10 protein-coding genes are annotated in these 14,752 nt (G+C 49.8%); 3 read left to right on the top strand and 7 right to left on the bottom strand.

Features of this window, described 5'->3' with window-relative positions:
• Positions 1-521 precede the first annotated feature (521 nt).
• Positions 522-1,967, bottom strand: coding sequence for a glyceraldehyde-3-phosphate dehydrogenase (locus D9T21_RS20965; protein ID WP_123327124.1), 1,446 nt, complete (start codon positions 1,965-1,967; stop codon positions 522-524).
• A 205-nt stretch (positions 1,968-2,172) separates the two neighbouring features.
• On the opposite strand from D9T21_RS20965, the gene D9T21_RS20960 reads away from it, so the two are divergent.
• Positions 2,173-2,985 (top strand): DUF2989 domain-containing protein, encoded by an 813-nt coding sequence (locus D9T21_RS20960; protein ID WP_164464793.1) that lies wholly within the window; start codon positions 2,173-2,175, stop codon positions 2,983-2,985.
• Positions 2,986-3,113: 128 nt separating this feature from the next.
• Here D9T21_RS20960 and msrB read toward each other — a convergent pair whose 3' ends face one another.
• From msrB to malQ, 5 genes are all read right to left on the bottom strand, one after another.
• A complete protein-coding gene (msrB, locus tag D9T21_RS20955) occupies positions 3,114-3,494 on the bottom strand; it encodes a peptide-methionine (R)-S-oxide reductase MsrB (protein ID WP_105936786.1) in 381 nt (126 codons plus the stop codon).
• 30 nt (positions 3,495-3,524) lie between these two features.
• Positions 3,525-5,066 carry an NADP-dependent phosphogluconate dehydrogenase gene (gene gndA, locus D9T21_RS20950; RefSeq protein WP_123327122.1) on the bottom strand — a complete coding sequence of 514 codons (1,542 nt, stop codon included), beginning with the start codon at positions 5,064-5,066 and terminating at the stop codon, positions 3,525-3,527.
• A 170-nt stretch (positions 5,067-5,236) separates the two neighbouring features.
• Complete coding sequence (glgX, locus tag D9T21_RS20945; RefSeq protein WP_123327121.1) at positions 5,237-7,318, bottom strand: glycogen debranching protein GlgX; 2,082 nt, start codon at positions 7,316-7,318, stop codon at positions 5,237-5,239.
• Between the two features lie 2 nt (positions 7,319-7,320).
• Positions 7,321-9,507: a 1,4-alpha-glucan branching protein GlgB gene (glgB, locus tag D9T21_RS20940; protein WP_123327120.1), complete on the bottom strand. Its 2,187-nt coding sequence runs from the start codon at positions 9,505-9,507 to the stop codon at positions 7,321-7,323.
• A gap of 67 nt (positions 9,508-9,574) precedes the next feature.
• On the bottom strand, positions 9,575-11,770 hold the full coding sequence (gene malQ, locus D9T21_RS20935) for a 4-alpha-glucanotransferase (RefSeq protein WP_123327119.1): 2,196 nt from the start codon (positions 11,768-11,770) through the stop codon (positions 9,575-9,577).
• 232 nt (positions 11,771-12,002) lie between these two features.
• On the opposite strand from malQ, the gene gap reads away from it, so the two are divergent.
• Both gap and D9T21_RS20925 read left to right on the top strand, forming a co-directional pair.
• The gene (gene gap, locus D9T21_RS20930; protein WP_105936781.1) at positions 12,003-12,998 is read left to right on the top strand and encodes a type I glyceraldehyde-3-phosphate dehydrogenase; all 996 of its coding nucleotides are present in this window, start codon (positions 12,003-12,005) and stop codon (positions 12,996-12,998) included.
• A gap of 264 nt (positions 12,999-13,262) precedes the next feature.
• On the top strand, positions 13,263-14,108 hold the full coding sequence (locus D9T21_RS20925) for a D-hexose-6-phosphate mutarotase (RefSeq protein WP_123327118.1): 846 nt from the start codon (positions 13,263-13,265) through the stop codon (positions 14,106-14,108).
• Between the two features lie 60 nt (positions 14,109-14,168).
• Here D9T21_RS20925 and D9T21_RS20920 read toward each other — a convergent pair.
• The coding region (locus D9T21_RS20920) for an IS3 family transposase (protein WP_123327117.1) at positions 14,169-14,752 on the bottom strand (584 nt) is incomplete at its 5' end.

Genomic DNA, 14,752 nt, shown 5'->3' with positions numbered 1-14,752 from the left:
TTATCAGCTTTTGGCTGTAAAGACTCCATCTGACTTAATGCAGATGGTCAGTCCGGTTTTATCCTCCACACCATTACTGGCTTTCACAGGCCGAACCTTACTCACTACTACAGCTTCATCTGCCACCTCGCACCAACACCTGCCTCGAGTCTCCTCTCGTACAAATGCTTCTGGCTTATCACCAGAGACGGTGTCAGGCTTCCCCAGTTACTGCACTGGCTCCCTGTTAGAAATTCCACCCTCAAACACAAAACAGGACTGACTGAGTATCGGGCTTCGCGCTATTTTGCACGCTTACCCTCCTGCCTTGCCGAATCAGGTTCACTTTCGTTGTGTACTTCTAACTTCCTATGGCTTCCTTCGAACCCTGCCGTTGGCCAGCAACGCCCTTGCCATTCGGATTATCTTCCCCTCAGTCAGGGTGATTCAGGTTTCTTTCAACCTGACGGGTTTGCCAGCTTCGCTGGGCAAACAAAAACGGCACCAGTAAAGGTGCCGTTTAAAGCTTGTACAATTGCGGCTTAGGCTGGCAGTGTCGGTACAGTGATACCGGCCATATCCATCGCCACACGCATTACCTGGCAGCTGTAACCAAATTCGTTGTCATACCACACATACAGGGTTAAGCGATTATCCGCGACAATGGTCGCCTGAGAATCGATAACCGACGCAGCACGGGTGCCAACCATATCAGTAGATACCACCTCAGTAGAGGCCGTGTAATCAATCTGATGCTGCAACGATGAGAACAATGCCGTATCACGCAGGAACTCATTGACTGCCACTTTGTCGGTGGTTTTATCCAGGTTCAGGTTAAGGATGGCCATCGACACATTAGGTGTAGGTACACGTATCGCATTACCGGTAAGTTTGCCGGCCAGTTTTGGATACGCTTTGGCAACGGCCTTGGCAGCGCCAGTTTCGGTAATAACCATGTTCAGCGGTGCACTGCGGCCGCGACGCTCGCCTTTATGATAGTTATCAATCAGGTTCTGGTCGTTGGTGTAAGAATGCACCGTTTCTACGTGACCGTTAACAATACCGTACTCTTCATCCAGTGCTTTAAGGACTGGTGTGATAGCGTTAGTGGTACAACTTGCTGCCGACACAATCGTATCAGACTCAGTAATGTCGCTGTTATTCACGCCGTACACGATATTCTTAATGTCGCCTTTACCTGGCGCAGTCAGCAGAGCTTTAGAGGTACCTTTGGCTTTAAGGTGCAGGCCCAGACCATCGCGGTCACGCCAGATACCGGTGTTATCAATAACCAATGCATTGTTAATGCCGTACGCGGTGTAATCAATTTCGTCCGGGCTGTTGGCGTAAATCACCTGAATATAAGAGCCGTTGGCTTTCAGGGCATTACGCTCGTGATCGATAGTAATACTGCCGTTAAACGGCCCATGTACAGAGTCGCGACGCAGCAGGCTGGCACGTTTTTCCAGATCACCATCACGACCGCCACGCACTACAATTGCGCGCAGGCGCAACTTATTGTTTTGTCCCTGGCGCTCAATCATTAAGCGGGCCAGCAACCGACCAATACGGCCGAAACCATACAGCACAACGTCCTGCGGTTCATGATCATCTGATTTATCGACCACATCAGCTAACTTATCCTTCAGATATGCGTTCAGGTCGGTTTTGTCGACGGCACTGCCATAATGAAAATCGAAGGCCAGTTTACCAATGTCAATCTGGGCTGGTGCCAGTTGCATGGAGTTGATAGCTTCTAAAATGGGGTAGCTCTCGCGCAGGCGCAGTTTAATGCCTTCGTGCAGACGGACTTTACGATGAGCTTTGATTACATCAATCGCACTGGCGTTTAACAGTGTGCGACCGTACACAGAGATTTCGATAGACTTGTTACGGTATAACTTACCGATAATCGGTAACATCATTTCTGCGTATTCCTGGCGCTCCTGCCAGCTGGATTGCAATTCTTGCTCAAAGGGTTGGTTCATACTAGTGCCTTCATCAAATAAATCATGTATAAAATTGACGATGTGTACAGGAATATGTGGTTGTACGTCAGAACACTCTCACCGCTTATTCCCGTCGGCAGGTATTCTAAATAATCAAAGAGGTAACTCCAAATTGTTGAAAAATTTCAGAAAATCGATAAAAACAATAAAGCAGAGGGATTTATTAAGTAATTTTTCCACACTTTTGAGAGGTGTTGTTTATCTTACTTCTGCCCTGTTTATCAGCGCTTGTGGTGATTTATTTGCGCCAAGCATTAAAACTATTTGTGAGGATTACCCGCATTTTTGTGCCGATTTAAATACGGACGGCTGGTGCCGGGCTGAACGTTCAGAAATTATCCGTCACCGCTTTAACTTTAAAGATGATGACAGTGACCGACCCAAGTACGCCCTATTGGTTAACTACGAAAACTACGAGTCCTGCATCGCCAAGGCATCGCAAATCGAATACATCAAATATCGTGATAAGGAATTTGCCCGTAAGGAAGCCACGGTTTCCATCAACAAAGCATTAAAGCAACTGCAATGGCAAACCAAGAATTCTCCGGACCCTTATATCTCCTATTATCAATGGTCTAGATTTGGCTACGAGGACGCAAGAGCGCGTTTTGTGGCGGCTGCTAAGCAAGATGTGTTCAGTGAGCCGAAGTATTATATCGACCTGGCCAGCATTCTGATTGCCGACGATCCGCTGGCGGCCCGCGATGCTCTGTTTATGGCGCTGAGTCAGTATGGCAACGTAGAGCAGGAAATTGACGGTCATATCACCAGTATGCTGATGACGCTGTCGATGGACATTGAGAATTACCGTATGGCGTATGTCTGGACCAAAGTCACCAATCATTTTGCCGACAGTATCGATAACAGCCAACTGGTGGCTTTAAGCAGCCAGTACAGCTTGCCGGTAGACATTCTCGACCGGCTTGCCGACGATATAACCAGCGCTATCGAGTCGCGTGAATTTGACGCCCATGCGCTGAAAATTGATCGTCTGTGACAGAAAATTTGAAATTTAATTACAGAAAAAAACTTAAATTTTTTTCAAATAATGGTTATTACGCGACGAAATAACGGGGAATATTTTTCAGGAGGCAGACTTAATGCCTCCTGAGAAGAGATGTTAGATTACTCCGGGTTGAAATCCAGACTCACAGAATTCACGCAATACCGCTGGCCGGTAGGTGCCGGGCCGTCACTGAATACGTGACCCAGGTGGGCATCACAGTTTTTGCAGTAAATCTCGGTACGGCGCATGCCATGACTTTCATCAAAGCGATAACCGACGTTGTCGTCTTCACTTTGCGAGAAAAACGACGGCCAGCCACAGCCCGATTCAAACTTAGTGGTATCGTCGAACAGTTTTACGCCACAGCATTTACATACATAGCTGCCACTGCGCGACTCATACAATAAAGTACCGGAGAATGGCCGCTCAGTGCCGGCAAGGCGGGTAACCCGGTATTCCTCTTCGGTGAGTTTATCGCGCCATTGATCGTTGTCAGCCATGATTGTCTCCTCGTACTTGCAGATCTGCTACTAGATAAGCTGCAGCGGACGGGATGGATCACTCCATTCAATATGGTATTTCTCTGCCGCGGGTTTATCTGTGCGCGAGAAAGTGTGAGCGCCAAAGAAATCCCGCTGTCCCTGCAACAGATTGGCCGGTAATACCGCAGTACGGTAAGAATCATAGTAACTTAGCGCCGACATCATTGCCGGACAGGCAACGCCCTGCACTGCACTAAGAGCAACAGTGGCTCGCCAGTCGGCCTGATAAGTGGCGATTTGTTCAGCAAAGAACGGATCCACCAGCAAGTTAGGCAAGTTGATATCGCGGTCGAAAGCGTTAGAAATGGACTGCAGGAATACCGCCCGGATAATACAACCAGCACGCCAGATTTTAGCAATCTCAGCAAAGTGCAGCGTCCAGCCCTGCTCCTGTGCCGCCGCGTTCATAAGCTGGAAGCCCTGTGCGTAAGCACAGATTTTAGAGCAATACAGCGCATGTTCCAGCTGATTGATGACTGCTTCGCGCTGAGCTTCGTTAACCTCTGCCACCTCAGGGCCGGCCAGCACCTTAGCCGCCTCAACCCGTTCAGATTTAAGCGCTGACAGGCTGCGGGCGAATACCGCCTGAGCGATAGTCTGCGCCGGGCTGCCGGTTTGCAGAGCACTTACGGCCGTCCACAGACCGGTACCTTTCATTCCCGCTTTGTCGAGGATCACATCAACCAGCGGCTGTTGTGTTTCCGGATCCTGCTGGTCGAGTACTTCTGCACTGATTTCAATTAAGTAGGAATCCAGCGGCCCCTGATTCCAGCGACGGAAAACAGCAGCAATTTCGCCAGGTGACATGCCCAGCGCCACGCGCATTATCTGGTATGCCTCGCAGATTAGCTGCATATCGGCATACTCGATGCCGTTGTGGACCATTTTAACGTAATGGCCGGCACCATTGGGGCCAATGTAAGCAGCACAGGGTTCGCCGTGCTTAACCGGCTCTCCCGGCGTGGCTGTTTCAATGGGTTTACCGGTTTCAGCATCAACTTTGGCGGCAATAGCACGTAACATCGGGCCAACACGCTCCCAGGCTTTTTCCGAGCCTGAAGGCATTAATGAAGGGCCAAAACGGGCGCCAACCTCACCGCCGGAAACGGCAGTGGTAAAGAACAGGAACTTATCTGCAAAGCGTTGTTCACGCGCTACCGAGTCACTCCACAAACTGTTGCCGGTATCGATGATCACATCTTCACTATCAATGCCCGCGGCAATAAGTTGCTCACACACCATATCCACCGGTTTACCGGCTGGAATAGAAAGTAAAATAACGGCGGGTGAAACCAGTGAACTGCGCAGCGCTTCAAGGGTATGCACTGGTACGATCCGGGTGGAATCTGCACCATTTTCGTTGCGGTCCTGTGCAACAATGGCATCAATTCGTTTAGCGTCTAAATCAAAACACGCTACCTGATAACCATGATCAGCTAGGTTGAGGGCCAGGTTTTTACCCATAACACCTAAACCAATGACACCAATATCACATGAATTATTCGGCTGAGAACCGCCACTATTTTGCATCAAAAAACCCTCTACACTTCGATGGGTGGGCATAATACCATCGACTTACGGAATGAAAAGCACAACCGGCCGATTATCGCTATTTAATAGGCCGACTGCCGGTTTTAAACAGATAAGGTGAGTATACCAGTGTTTAGCCATTAACTCCGAATTTAGCCCAGGCCTTTTCACTAACGTGGAAAGTCGGTATACCGGAACAAGGCAAAGGAATGCGCCGCCTGTAAAAACAGGTGCTGGATGCGCAGACCGGGCTGTTTGGCCGGGTGGCTGTAACGGGTATCCAGTACCAACGACCAGCCGCCGTTAGGCGACTTTAACGGCGTATTGAATTTAATATCCCGATTACTGGCATTAAAACACAACAGCCAGTGCTCGCACTTATCGCCCGCTTCCTGATGACCAATAATTTCTACCGCAAAGGCTTTGTTGCCGCCGGCCTGCCAGTCATCATCCCCTTTGCCTGAACCATCAGGCTTATACCAGTTAACTTCGGAAACATTGGAATGCAACTGATAAGCGTCGTCCGGCAGGTACATGCGACTCAGCAGTTCAGACTGCTGACGAATGGCAATCACCTGTTGGCAATAGGCCAGAAAATCCTGCCGGTACTTATCCAGTTCCCAGTCATACCAACTGATCTCATTGTCCTGGCAATAAGCATTGTTATTACCCTGCTGGGTGCGACTCAGCTCGTCACCGCCAAGAATATGCGGGGTACCCTGAGAAAACAGCAAGGTGGCAAACAGGTTACGTTTTTGCTGAGCCCGCATGGCCAGAATAGACTTATCCTGTGTTTCGCCTTCCACGCCGTAGTTGGCCGACAGGTTATGACCATGGCCATCGCGATTTTCTTCGCCGTTGGCTTCATTGTGCCGTTCCGCATAGCTCACCAGATCGTGCAACGTGAACCCATCGTGGTAGGTCACGTTATTTACCGAGGTATTGATAGAACGATAACCCTTGTGGAAGACATCCCTTGAGCCCATTAAGCGCGTAGCAAAATCAGCGGTGGTGCCTTTATCGCCGCGCCAGAACGCTCTGACACAGTCGCGGAATTTATCGTTACATTCCAGCCAGCGGGCACCAAACGTCCCCAACTGGTAACCACCGGGGCCTATATCCCAAGGCTCAGCAATCAATACCGCAGACTTTAACTCAGGATCCTGATGGATAGCGCGAAGTAACCCGGCAAAAACTGAGAATTGCTGTGGGTCGCGTCCCAGACAGGCGGCCAGGTCAAAGCGGAAACCATCCACACCAATTTCGCTTACCCAGTAACGCAACGCATCCATGATAAGGGTGGTCATGATCGGGTGAGCAGAATACACGGTGTTACCACAGCCTGAGTGGTTGCTGTATACAAGTCCGCCTTTTGCGGTTTGCTCCATCAGATAAGCCTGATGCGGGAACATGCCTCTGAAGCACAATACCGGACCGTCTTTACCGCCCTCAGCCGTATGGTTGTAAACCACATCAACAATGACTTCGAGCCCGGCTTTATGATATTCGTCGACCATGGTTTTACATTCACCAAGCGGATCGCTATGAGCATAGCGTGGCTCGGGGGCAAAGTAATTTACCGGGTTGTAGCCCCAATAATTAGTCAGCCCTTTTTCGGTAATGTACGGCTCAGGCATGAACGACGCTAACGGCATAAACTGCACCGAGGTAATTCCCAGCGACTTCAGGTGACTGAGAACCGCTGGATGGCTGGCACCGAGATATTTGCCCTGCTGCTCTGCCGGTACATCCGGATGGCGCTGCGTGAGCCCTTTTACATGGGCTTCGTAAAGAATACGGCGATGTTTCTCGATGGCTGGCTTGGATGGGCGCGCTGCGGACTCTGGCGCCGCGACCACCACACCTTTCGCCACCATAAACTGGCTGTCCCCCTGGTACTGGCGGGCATTCCAATGCATGGGCCGGCTTAACTGCCGGGCATAGGGGTCGATAAGCAATTTATCGGTGGGCGAATAGTGCAGGCTTTCACTGCCGCGATCTACGCGGTAGCCATACAACATGCCCTCGCCCACACCTTTGATGCGGGCGTGCCATACATCGCCGGATTTCGCCGGCATAACAATTTCATCAATGGTTTCTTCGGTGTCGGCATGAAACAGGCACAGGACAACCGCTCTTGCGTCCGTGCAGGTCACCGCAAAATTACACCCCTCTTCCGTTAGCGTAGCGCCTAGTGGAAAAGGACTGCCTAAATCTACTTCCCTGGAGGTAAAGTTCCGTGCGCCGCTCAAGGTCACTCCTTGTTAAATACAATAAATAATGTTGCCAGTGGGGGTAAATTCACATTAATCGAGTACGGCTGATGATTCCATGGCACAGGCTCGGCCACACACTGCTTTGGTGTTGCAGCGCCACTCCCCCAATATACGCTATCATCGGTGTTCAATACCAGTTGGTATTCGCCCGGTTGTTGCACACCGATACGGAAGTTTTCACGCGGTGCTGGCGTCATGTTGCTGATTACATAAACCTGCTGCGTGCCATTTAAGCTGTGACGTACAAAAGAAAACACACTTTGTTCGTGGTTATGCAGGTCAATCCAGTCAAATCCGGCTGGCTCGTGATCTCTCTGGTGTAGCGCTGGCAAAGCTTTGTACAGATGATTTAAGTCACGGTACAGACGCTGTATCCCCTGGTGCTTATCAAAATCCAGCAGACGCCAGTCGACCGATGCGTCGTGATTCCATTCGCTGCTCTGGCCAATTTCGTTGCCCATAAAATTAAGTTTTTTGCCCGGGTGACCGTACATAAACGCAGCGTAACAACGGTGGTTGGCCGCCTGTTGCCATTCGTCACCAGGCATTTTACCAATCAGACTGCCTTTACCGTGGACCACTTCATCATGGGAAATCGGTAACACAAAATTCTCGTCAAAGGCATACACCATGCTGAAGGTCATTTCAGAGTGGTGGTAAGTACGGTAGGCCGGATCCTTGCTGATATAATGCAGGGAGTCATGCATCCAGCCCATGTTCCATTTAAAACCAAAGCCCAGCCCGCCATCAAAGACCGGTCGTGAAACTTTTGGAAAGCTGGTGGACTCTTCGGCAATGGTCATCGCATGAGGGAAATGCCGATACACTTCCTCGTTCATCCATTTCAGCAGGCTGATTGCCTCAAGGTTTTCATTGCCGCCATGAACATTGGGGATCCATTCGCCGTCTTCCCGGGAATAATCGAGATACAACATACTGGCCACCGCATCGACGCGCAAACCATCAACGTGGAAGTGCTCGAGCCAGTACAGGGCGTTAGCAACCAGAAACTGTCTTACCGTATCCTTGCCAAAGTCATAGATACAGGAGTTCCAGTCGGGATGCCAGCCGCGCCGCGGATCGGCATACTCGTAAACATGACTACCGTCAAAGCGAGCCAGGCCATGACCATCTTCCGGGAAATGTGCCGGTACCCAATCGATAATAACGCCAATATCATTCTGGTGGCAGGTATCAACAAAAAACTTAAAGTCGTCGGGCGAACCAAAGCGACTGGTGGGAGCAAATAAACCCACCGGCTGGTAGCCCCAGGAGCCGTCGAACGGAAACTCTGAAACTGGCAGCAGCTCAATGTGGGTGTAGCCCATTTCGGTAACGTAGGCGACCAGTTCTTCGGCCAGCTCACGATAACTGAGATAGCGCTGCTCGGGGTTACCCGGTCGCTTCCATGAGCCCAGATGAACCTCATAAACGCTCATCGGAGTCTGGTATTTATTCTGCTTCGCGGCTTTTTCGAGCCACTTTGCATCATGCCATTCATAGCGCTCGTGGTCGTAAATCAGCGACGCATGGGACGGATATTGTTCGGCATAAAAACCCAGCGGATCGGCTTTGTGTGGTAACTGATGGCCATTAGCATCCTTAATCTGATACTTATACCGCGTTCCTTCGGCGAGTCCCGGCACAACCAGCACCCAGTAACCCATATCGGTTTTTTGCATGGGATGGCACCGTCCGTCCCAACCGTTAAAGTCGCCAATCACCGATACCGCCGACGCATTCGGTGCAAACACCGCAAATCTTATGGCCTCGGCGTTGAATCCGTCACGCTCCAGGGTTATACGCTGTGCACCTGCCTGGCGGTACAGGTTTTGCGGCTCATGATCAATAAAATGCACCGCATGATAGGCTTCAGCCTGAAACTGATAAGGGTCGGCGACCAGCGACTCACCGTCATCGGTCGTCACCTTTAACTGATAGGCAGACGCGCTGCTAAGCCCCTCAATAACGCCATTAAACAGGCCGTCACCGTTTACAGATGTCAGTGACCCGAGTGGTTCAGCCGATACTGCGTCGACCACCTCAACCGCCTGCGCGCCGGGATGCCAGTACTGCACAAAGGTATTCGTGCCATTAAATTGCGGGCCTAACACGGCGAACGGGTGCTGGCACTGTGCCTGGGCTAACTGTCCTTCAAATTGCATTCCTGACTCCTACTTCATCTGCGGCGTTGCGATTAATTTACTGCCTGTCTTACTTGCGGCCGGTGTTTTACCGACCGGCTTCCTGACGGCCCGCGTCAATACCAGCGGCAAGTGACTGAATATCCTCGTCGGCGAAAATGCTTTCCAGATTGCGTGAAAGCTTACGTCGCCAGTTTGGATACTCCATAAACGTGCCCGGAATATTGACCGGTTTATCCATTTGCAGCCAGTCTTCGAGCTGCAGGCTCAGTAACGCACTGCTGCCATAGGCCATATGCGTCTGCAAGGCGAAGTTGAGTTCACGGCTCATCCCCGTGATATTCACATCTCTGCCCACTTCGTCCCCTGCCCGACCATGGCCGTGCAGCGAATTAAGAATTTCCTGCTTATCTTCGTGACGGGAAGCATACAGGGTTTGTAGCACATCGTCGTCGGTATACAAGCCTAATTGCTTACCCAATTCTAAATCCAGGCAATGCCAGTAGCCTATCAGAGTTGGCATATCATGGGTGGTCAGGGTCGACATACTTTGCTGCGGATAATGCGCCGGTGAATAAAAACCACCGTCTTCGGCTTTTTCAAAAAAGAACACCCGGTAAGAATACACGCCGTTATCCGCCAGTACCTGACGAATTTCTTCTGGTACGGTACCGAGGTCTTCGCCTATCACCATTGCCTGATGACGATGACTTTCCAGCGCCAGAATGCCGAGTAAATCCTCCAGTGGGTAATACACATAACCACCTTCTTTAGCATGATCGCCCTGACATACCCACCACAGGCGTAACAGCCCCATAGCGTGGTCAATTCGCAGCGCGCCGGACGATTGCATATTGCTCGTAAACAAATCAATGATTGGCTGATACGCCTGTTGGTAGAGGATCTCGGGATCCATTGGTGGCAGGCCCCAGTTCTGACCGAGCGGGCCAAGGATATCCGGCGGCGCGCCGACACTGGCAGCGGTACAGTAAAGGTCTTTATTGCCCCAGATTTCCGCACTGCCCTCGCTCACTCCCACCGCTAAGTCGCGATAAATGCCTACCGGCATGCCCGCCGCAATAGCGGCCTGATTGGCTTTTTCGAGCTGTTCTGCGGCTTGCCATTGCAGGAACATGTAAAACTGCACGCGCTTTTTATGCTTTTTGGCAAACTTTGCTACCGCTTCGTTGTGGAAATCGCGCCAGTTTTCCGGGAATACCGGCCAGCCCCAGGCATCCTTACCGTCATTTTGCAGATATTCCTGCATGGCATCGTAGGTGGCCTGCATCTCAAGGCTTTCGCCACCGGCTTTTATGAACGCTTTAAACTCACGGTTTTGTTTGGTGTTTTTCTTCAGATAAGCGTTGTAATACTCATCAAAAAGGCTGTTGAGTGCAGCCATTTTAAGCTCGGTCACCAGACTGTAGTCGACATACTCCACGCTTCGGGCAGTTTCGAGGCGAGCCTGAAAGTCCTCAGCGTTGACCACGGCCTGCACTGCAGCACTGTTATATTCCGGTAATGCCGTCACATCTATGTAAAGAAAATTCAGCCAGCGTCGCGACGAAGGTCCATACGGACTGCACGCTTCAGGGTTTGAAGGATACAGAGCATGAATAGGGTTCAGGCCAATAAACCCGGCGCCCTGCTTGCCCGCTTTAGTGACTAACTGGGTTAAATCAGAAAAGTCACCAATGCCCCAGTTGTTTTCGCTACGCAAGCAATAGAGCTGAACACTCAGGCCCCACAACTTTTTACCTGCCTTAATAGCCTCGGGCTGATAACAGGCGCCAGGTGCTACGATGTAGCGCATTTCTGCGATAACGGTTTGTTCTTCACACAATGAGATACCGTGGTAGCCGCAGGGAAGTTCCTGTGGAAGTGCTATACTGTATTCATGAAATTCCAGGTCATCAACTACACCAACATTGAGCAAAGTTTGATCAACTGGTATAACTGTAAAGGTATGACTCTCACCTTCTTCGAGGTCAATATTAACGGTGTATTCCGTATTGACCGAAGCCAGTGGCAAGCGCAGGCGGATTTGTTTTTCGTCATCAGTGCGCTGCACGCAAACCGGATCGAGCAGCTGAGACCATACCGTAGCGATCTCCGTATCGAGCTGTTCAGCTATCACTGATTCGTTACTGATGTCATATCCGAGAGCCTGAAGAAGTTTCGCTTTACTGGTTTCGGAAATTGTCGCTGGGTTACCCCATGCATCAACGTATTGGGTTTCTACGCCCCGCATTTCGACAAGCTTTTGCAAAACCTGATTAGTCATAGTTGTTCCTGTGTGTGAGGTTTGCCTGAAAAGCAAACCGGGTGGCATAGGCCATTTAACAATACTCTACATTATTGTTGAAGATGTTCAGACGTAAAATTGAATACGTTTGCATTGGCATTTCTGTAATTTTGCAACAAAATTAGCATAAAGTTTTGCCTTGGGTGTAGTTTTGATCCATACTTTACGTAATTATTTTTCAATCTATTAACTAACGATACAGAGGCATGTTATGACAATTCGCGTCGGGATCAATGGGTTTGGCCGCATCGGACGACTCGTGATGCGTGCTGCACAAAGCAGACAAGACATTGAAATAGTTGGTATTAATGATTTATTGGACCCAGATTACATTGCATACCTATTAAAGTACGATTCAACACATGGCATCTTCGACGCTGACGTAAGCGTTGATAACGGCCATTTGATCGTTAACGGTAAGAAAATCCGTGTTACCTCAGAAAGAGATCCGGCTCAGTTAAACTGGTCAGAAGTGGATGCCGACGTAGTTGTCGAATCTACCGGTCTGTTCCTGACTAAAGAAACTGCCAGCAAGCACATCGAAGCAGGCGCGAAGAAGGTAGTCATGTCGGCACCTTCAAAAGATGATACGCCGATGTTTGTTATGGGTGTAAACCACGATAGCTACGCAGGTGAGAGCATTGTTTCTAATGCATCATGCACCACTAACTGTCTGGCACCAGTAGCCAAAGTACTGAACGACAAGTTTGGTATTGTAGACGGTCTGATGACCACTGTTCACGCAACTACTGCAACCCAGAAAACGGTTGACGGCCCATCTCAGAAAGATTGGCGTGGTGGCCGCGGTGCGGGTCAGAACATCATTCCTTCATCAACTGGCGCAGCAAAAGCGGTAGGTAAAGTTATTCCTGCTCTTAACGGTAAGCTGACTGGTATGGCGTTCCGCGTACCGACGCCTAACGTATCTGTGGTTGACTTAACTGTGAACCTGGCCAAGCCAACCAGCTACGAAGCTATCTGTGAAGCGATGAAAGCCGCTTCTGAAGGCGAACTGAAAGGCGTTCTGGGTTATACCGAAGATGCCGTAGTATCTAACGACTTCGTTGGCGATGCACGCACCAGCGTATTTGATGCGACTGCAGGTATTGCCCTGACTGACACATTCGTAAAAGTTGTATCCTGGTACGACAACGAATGGGGTTATTCAAACAAGGTACTTGAACTGGTAGCTCATATCAGCAAGTAATCACCTTCTGGTGATAACGAAAAAGGTGCGATTTTTATCGCACCTTTTTTATTTATCAGGCAAGATAAGCATTGCCGGGCCACCTCAGGATAGTCGATATCAACGCGTTGCGGTTTGCCTGACTTGCAGACGTATCTAGTTCTCCTCATCGCCCGTTACACAACGCGGCCGGAAGTACGTTGAGGTGACACGGAAATCAACAACAATAAATGGCATTAAGTACCGACTTAACTGACCAAAAAACAGGGTCAAGGGATTTCACGAATGAATGACCAAACTTATCAGATAGAAGAAAAAGACGGTAATCGCTTTGTTACCGTATCCAACGCATCAGCGAGTTGTCGCATCAGTCTGTTTGGCGGACACGTGCTGTCGTTTATTCCAAGCCATGACAACCGTGACCGTTTATGGGTCAGCCCGGTAGCCGTACTTAATGGTGAACGCCCTATTCGTGGCGGGATCCCACTTTGCTGGCCCTGGTTCAGCGATGCCCACGGCAAAGCAAAAGGCGAACTGCCCTCCCACGGTTTTCTGCGTACCCAGATGTGGGACATCAGTGAGTTTAACTGCGACGGCACTACCTCAGAAATGGTGCTGACACCGGCCACCACCAAAGGCCCGGGCTTCAATTATGAATGTGCGGTAAAGTTACGTCTGAAGATTGCCAGCGAACTTACAGTAAGCCTGGAAACCACCAGTCTGGAAGAACAACAAGCCTTCACACTCAATTGTGCCCTGCATACTTATTTCGATGTGAATAATATCGCCGACGTGGCGCTGGAAGGCCTGTCGGGTGAATATAAAGACAAGCTGGAAGACTGGGCAGTAAAACCGGCACCAACGCCGTACACTTTCAGTGGCGAAACCGATCGCATTCATCAGGAAGCGCCAGAAACATTAACCATCGTTGCCAATCAGTCGCCTTACATTAGCATTGGCTCAGCGGGTCACGATAGTATTGTGGTATGGAATCCCTGGCAATCCGCAGCTTCAATGAGTGATATGGACGCCTTCGGTTACAAACAGATGCTGTGTGTGGAAACTGCGGTGACTAACGGCACCAGCCTTAATCCAGGCGACGTTCATACGCTTACCCAGGTGATTGCTTAAGCACCCTGGCGCCGACCAGCATTATAAACAATGACCCGTCCTAAGATAGGTTGACAGTTTTTAGGCCAGCTCCAGCAGCTGGCCTTTTCTATTGTGCACCTGATTGGGTGTTTCCATGTTTAAACTCAGGTGCGGTCTCATTTCGTTGTAGATCTTAATTGATTCGGCAACGAGTATTTTTAATTCCTCTATCGTTTTACATCGATAGATTAAGAACTCTTGCTTGAGTATACCGTTTATTCTTTCTGCCAAGGCATTTTGGTAACAATCGTAACCATCTGTCATCGATGGCTGAATCTCATTTGCCTTCAACTCATCCTGATAGATAGCTGAACAGTATTGCACTCCTCTGTCTGAGTGGTGAATGCTGTTCTCTGCATATCGTTTATCTTTGACTGCCATCTTCAACGCTTTGACTACGTTTTCAGCCCTCATATCCAGACTCAGGTGGTGACCCACAATCTTGCGTGAGCCAGAGTCCGTCACTAACGATAAATAATGTACACCCTGGTCAGATTCGAGATAAGTGATATCGCTAACCAGCACATGTTCTGCATTATGCAGCCCTTCTTCTTTAAGTAAATTGGGATGCTTTTTCATCCAGTGTTTACTGAATGTGGTTTTGATAAAGCTTTTCTTCGGCT

The sequence above is a fragment of the Marisediminitalea oceani genome (assembly GCF_003731635.1).
GTDB lineage: Bacteria > Pseudomonadota > Gammaproteobacteria > Enterobacterales > Alteromonadaceae > Alteromonas > Alteromonas oceani.
The sequence above is the reverse complement of the archived record's forward strand: the minus strand, read 5'-3'. Positions and strand labels throughout refer to the sequence as shown.

Excerpts from the sequence above, each read along its gene's own strand:
- glgB (WP_123327120.1), bottom strand. The coding sequence starts at position 9,507 with ATGCAATTTGAAGGACAGTTAGCCCAGGCACAGTGCCAGCACCCGTTC.
- D9T21_RS20965 (WP_123327124.1), bottom strand. The coding sequence starts at position 1,967 with ATGAACCAACCCTTTGAGCAAGAATTGCAATCCAGCTGGCAGGAGCGC.
- gap (WP_105936781.1), top strand. The coding sequence starts at position 12,003 with ATGACAATTCGCGTCGGGATCAATGGGTTTGGCCGCATCGGACGACTC.
- gndA (WP_123327122.1), bottom strand. The coding sequence starts at position 5,066 with ATGCAAAATAGTGGCGGTTCTCAGCCGAATAATTCATGTGATATTGGT.
- msrB (WP_105936786.1), bottom strand. The coding sequence starts at position 3,494 with ATGGCTGACAACGATCAATGGCGCGATAAACTCACCGAAGAGGAATAC.
- malQ (WP_123327119.1), bottom strand. The coding sequence starts at position 11,770 with ATGACTAATCAGGTTTTGCAAAAGCTTGTCGAAATGCGGGGCGTAGAA.
- D9T21_RS20925 (WP_123327118.1), top strand. The coding sequence starts at position 13,263 with ATGAATGACCAAACTTATCAGATAGAAGAAAAAGACGGTAATCGCTTT.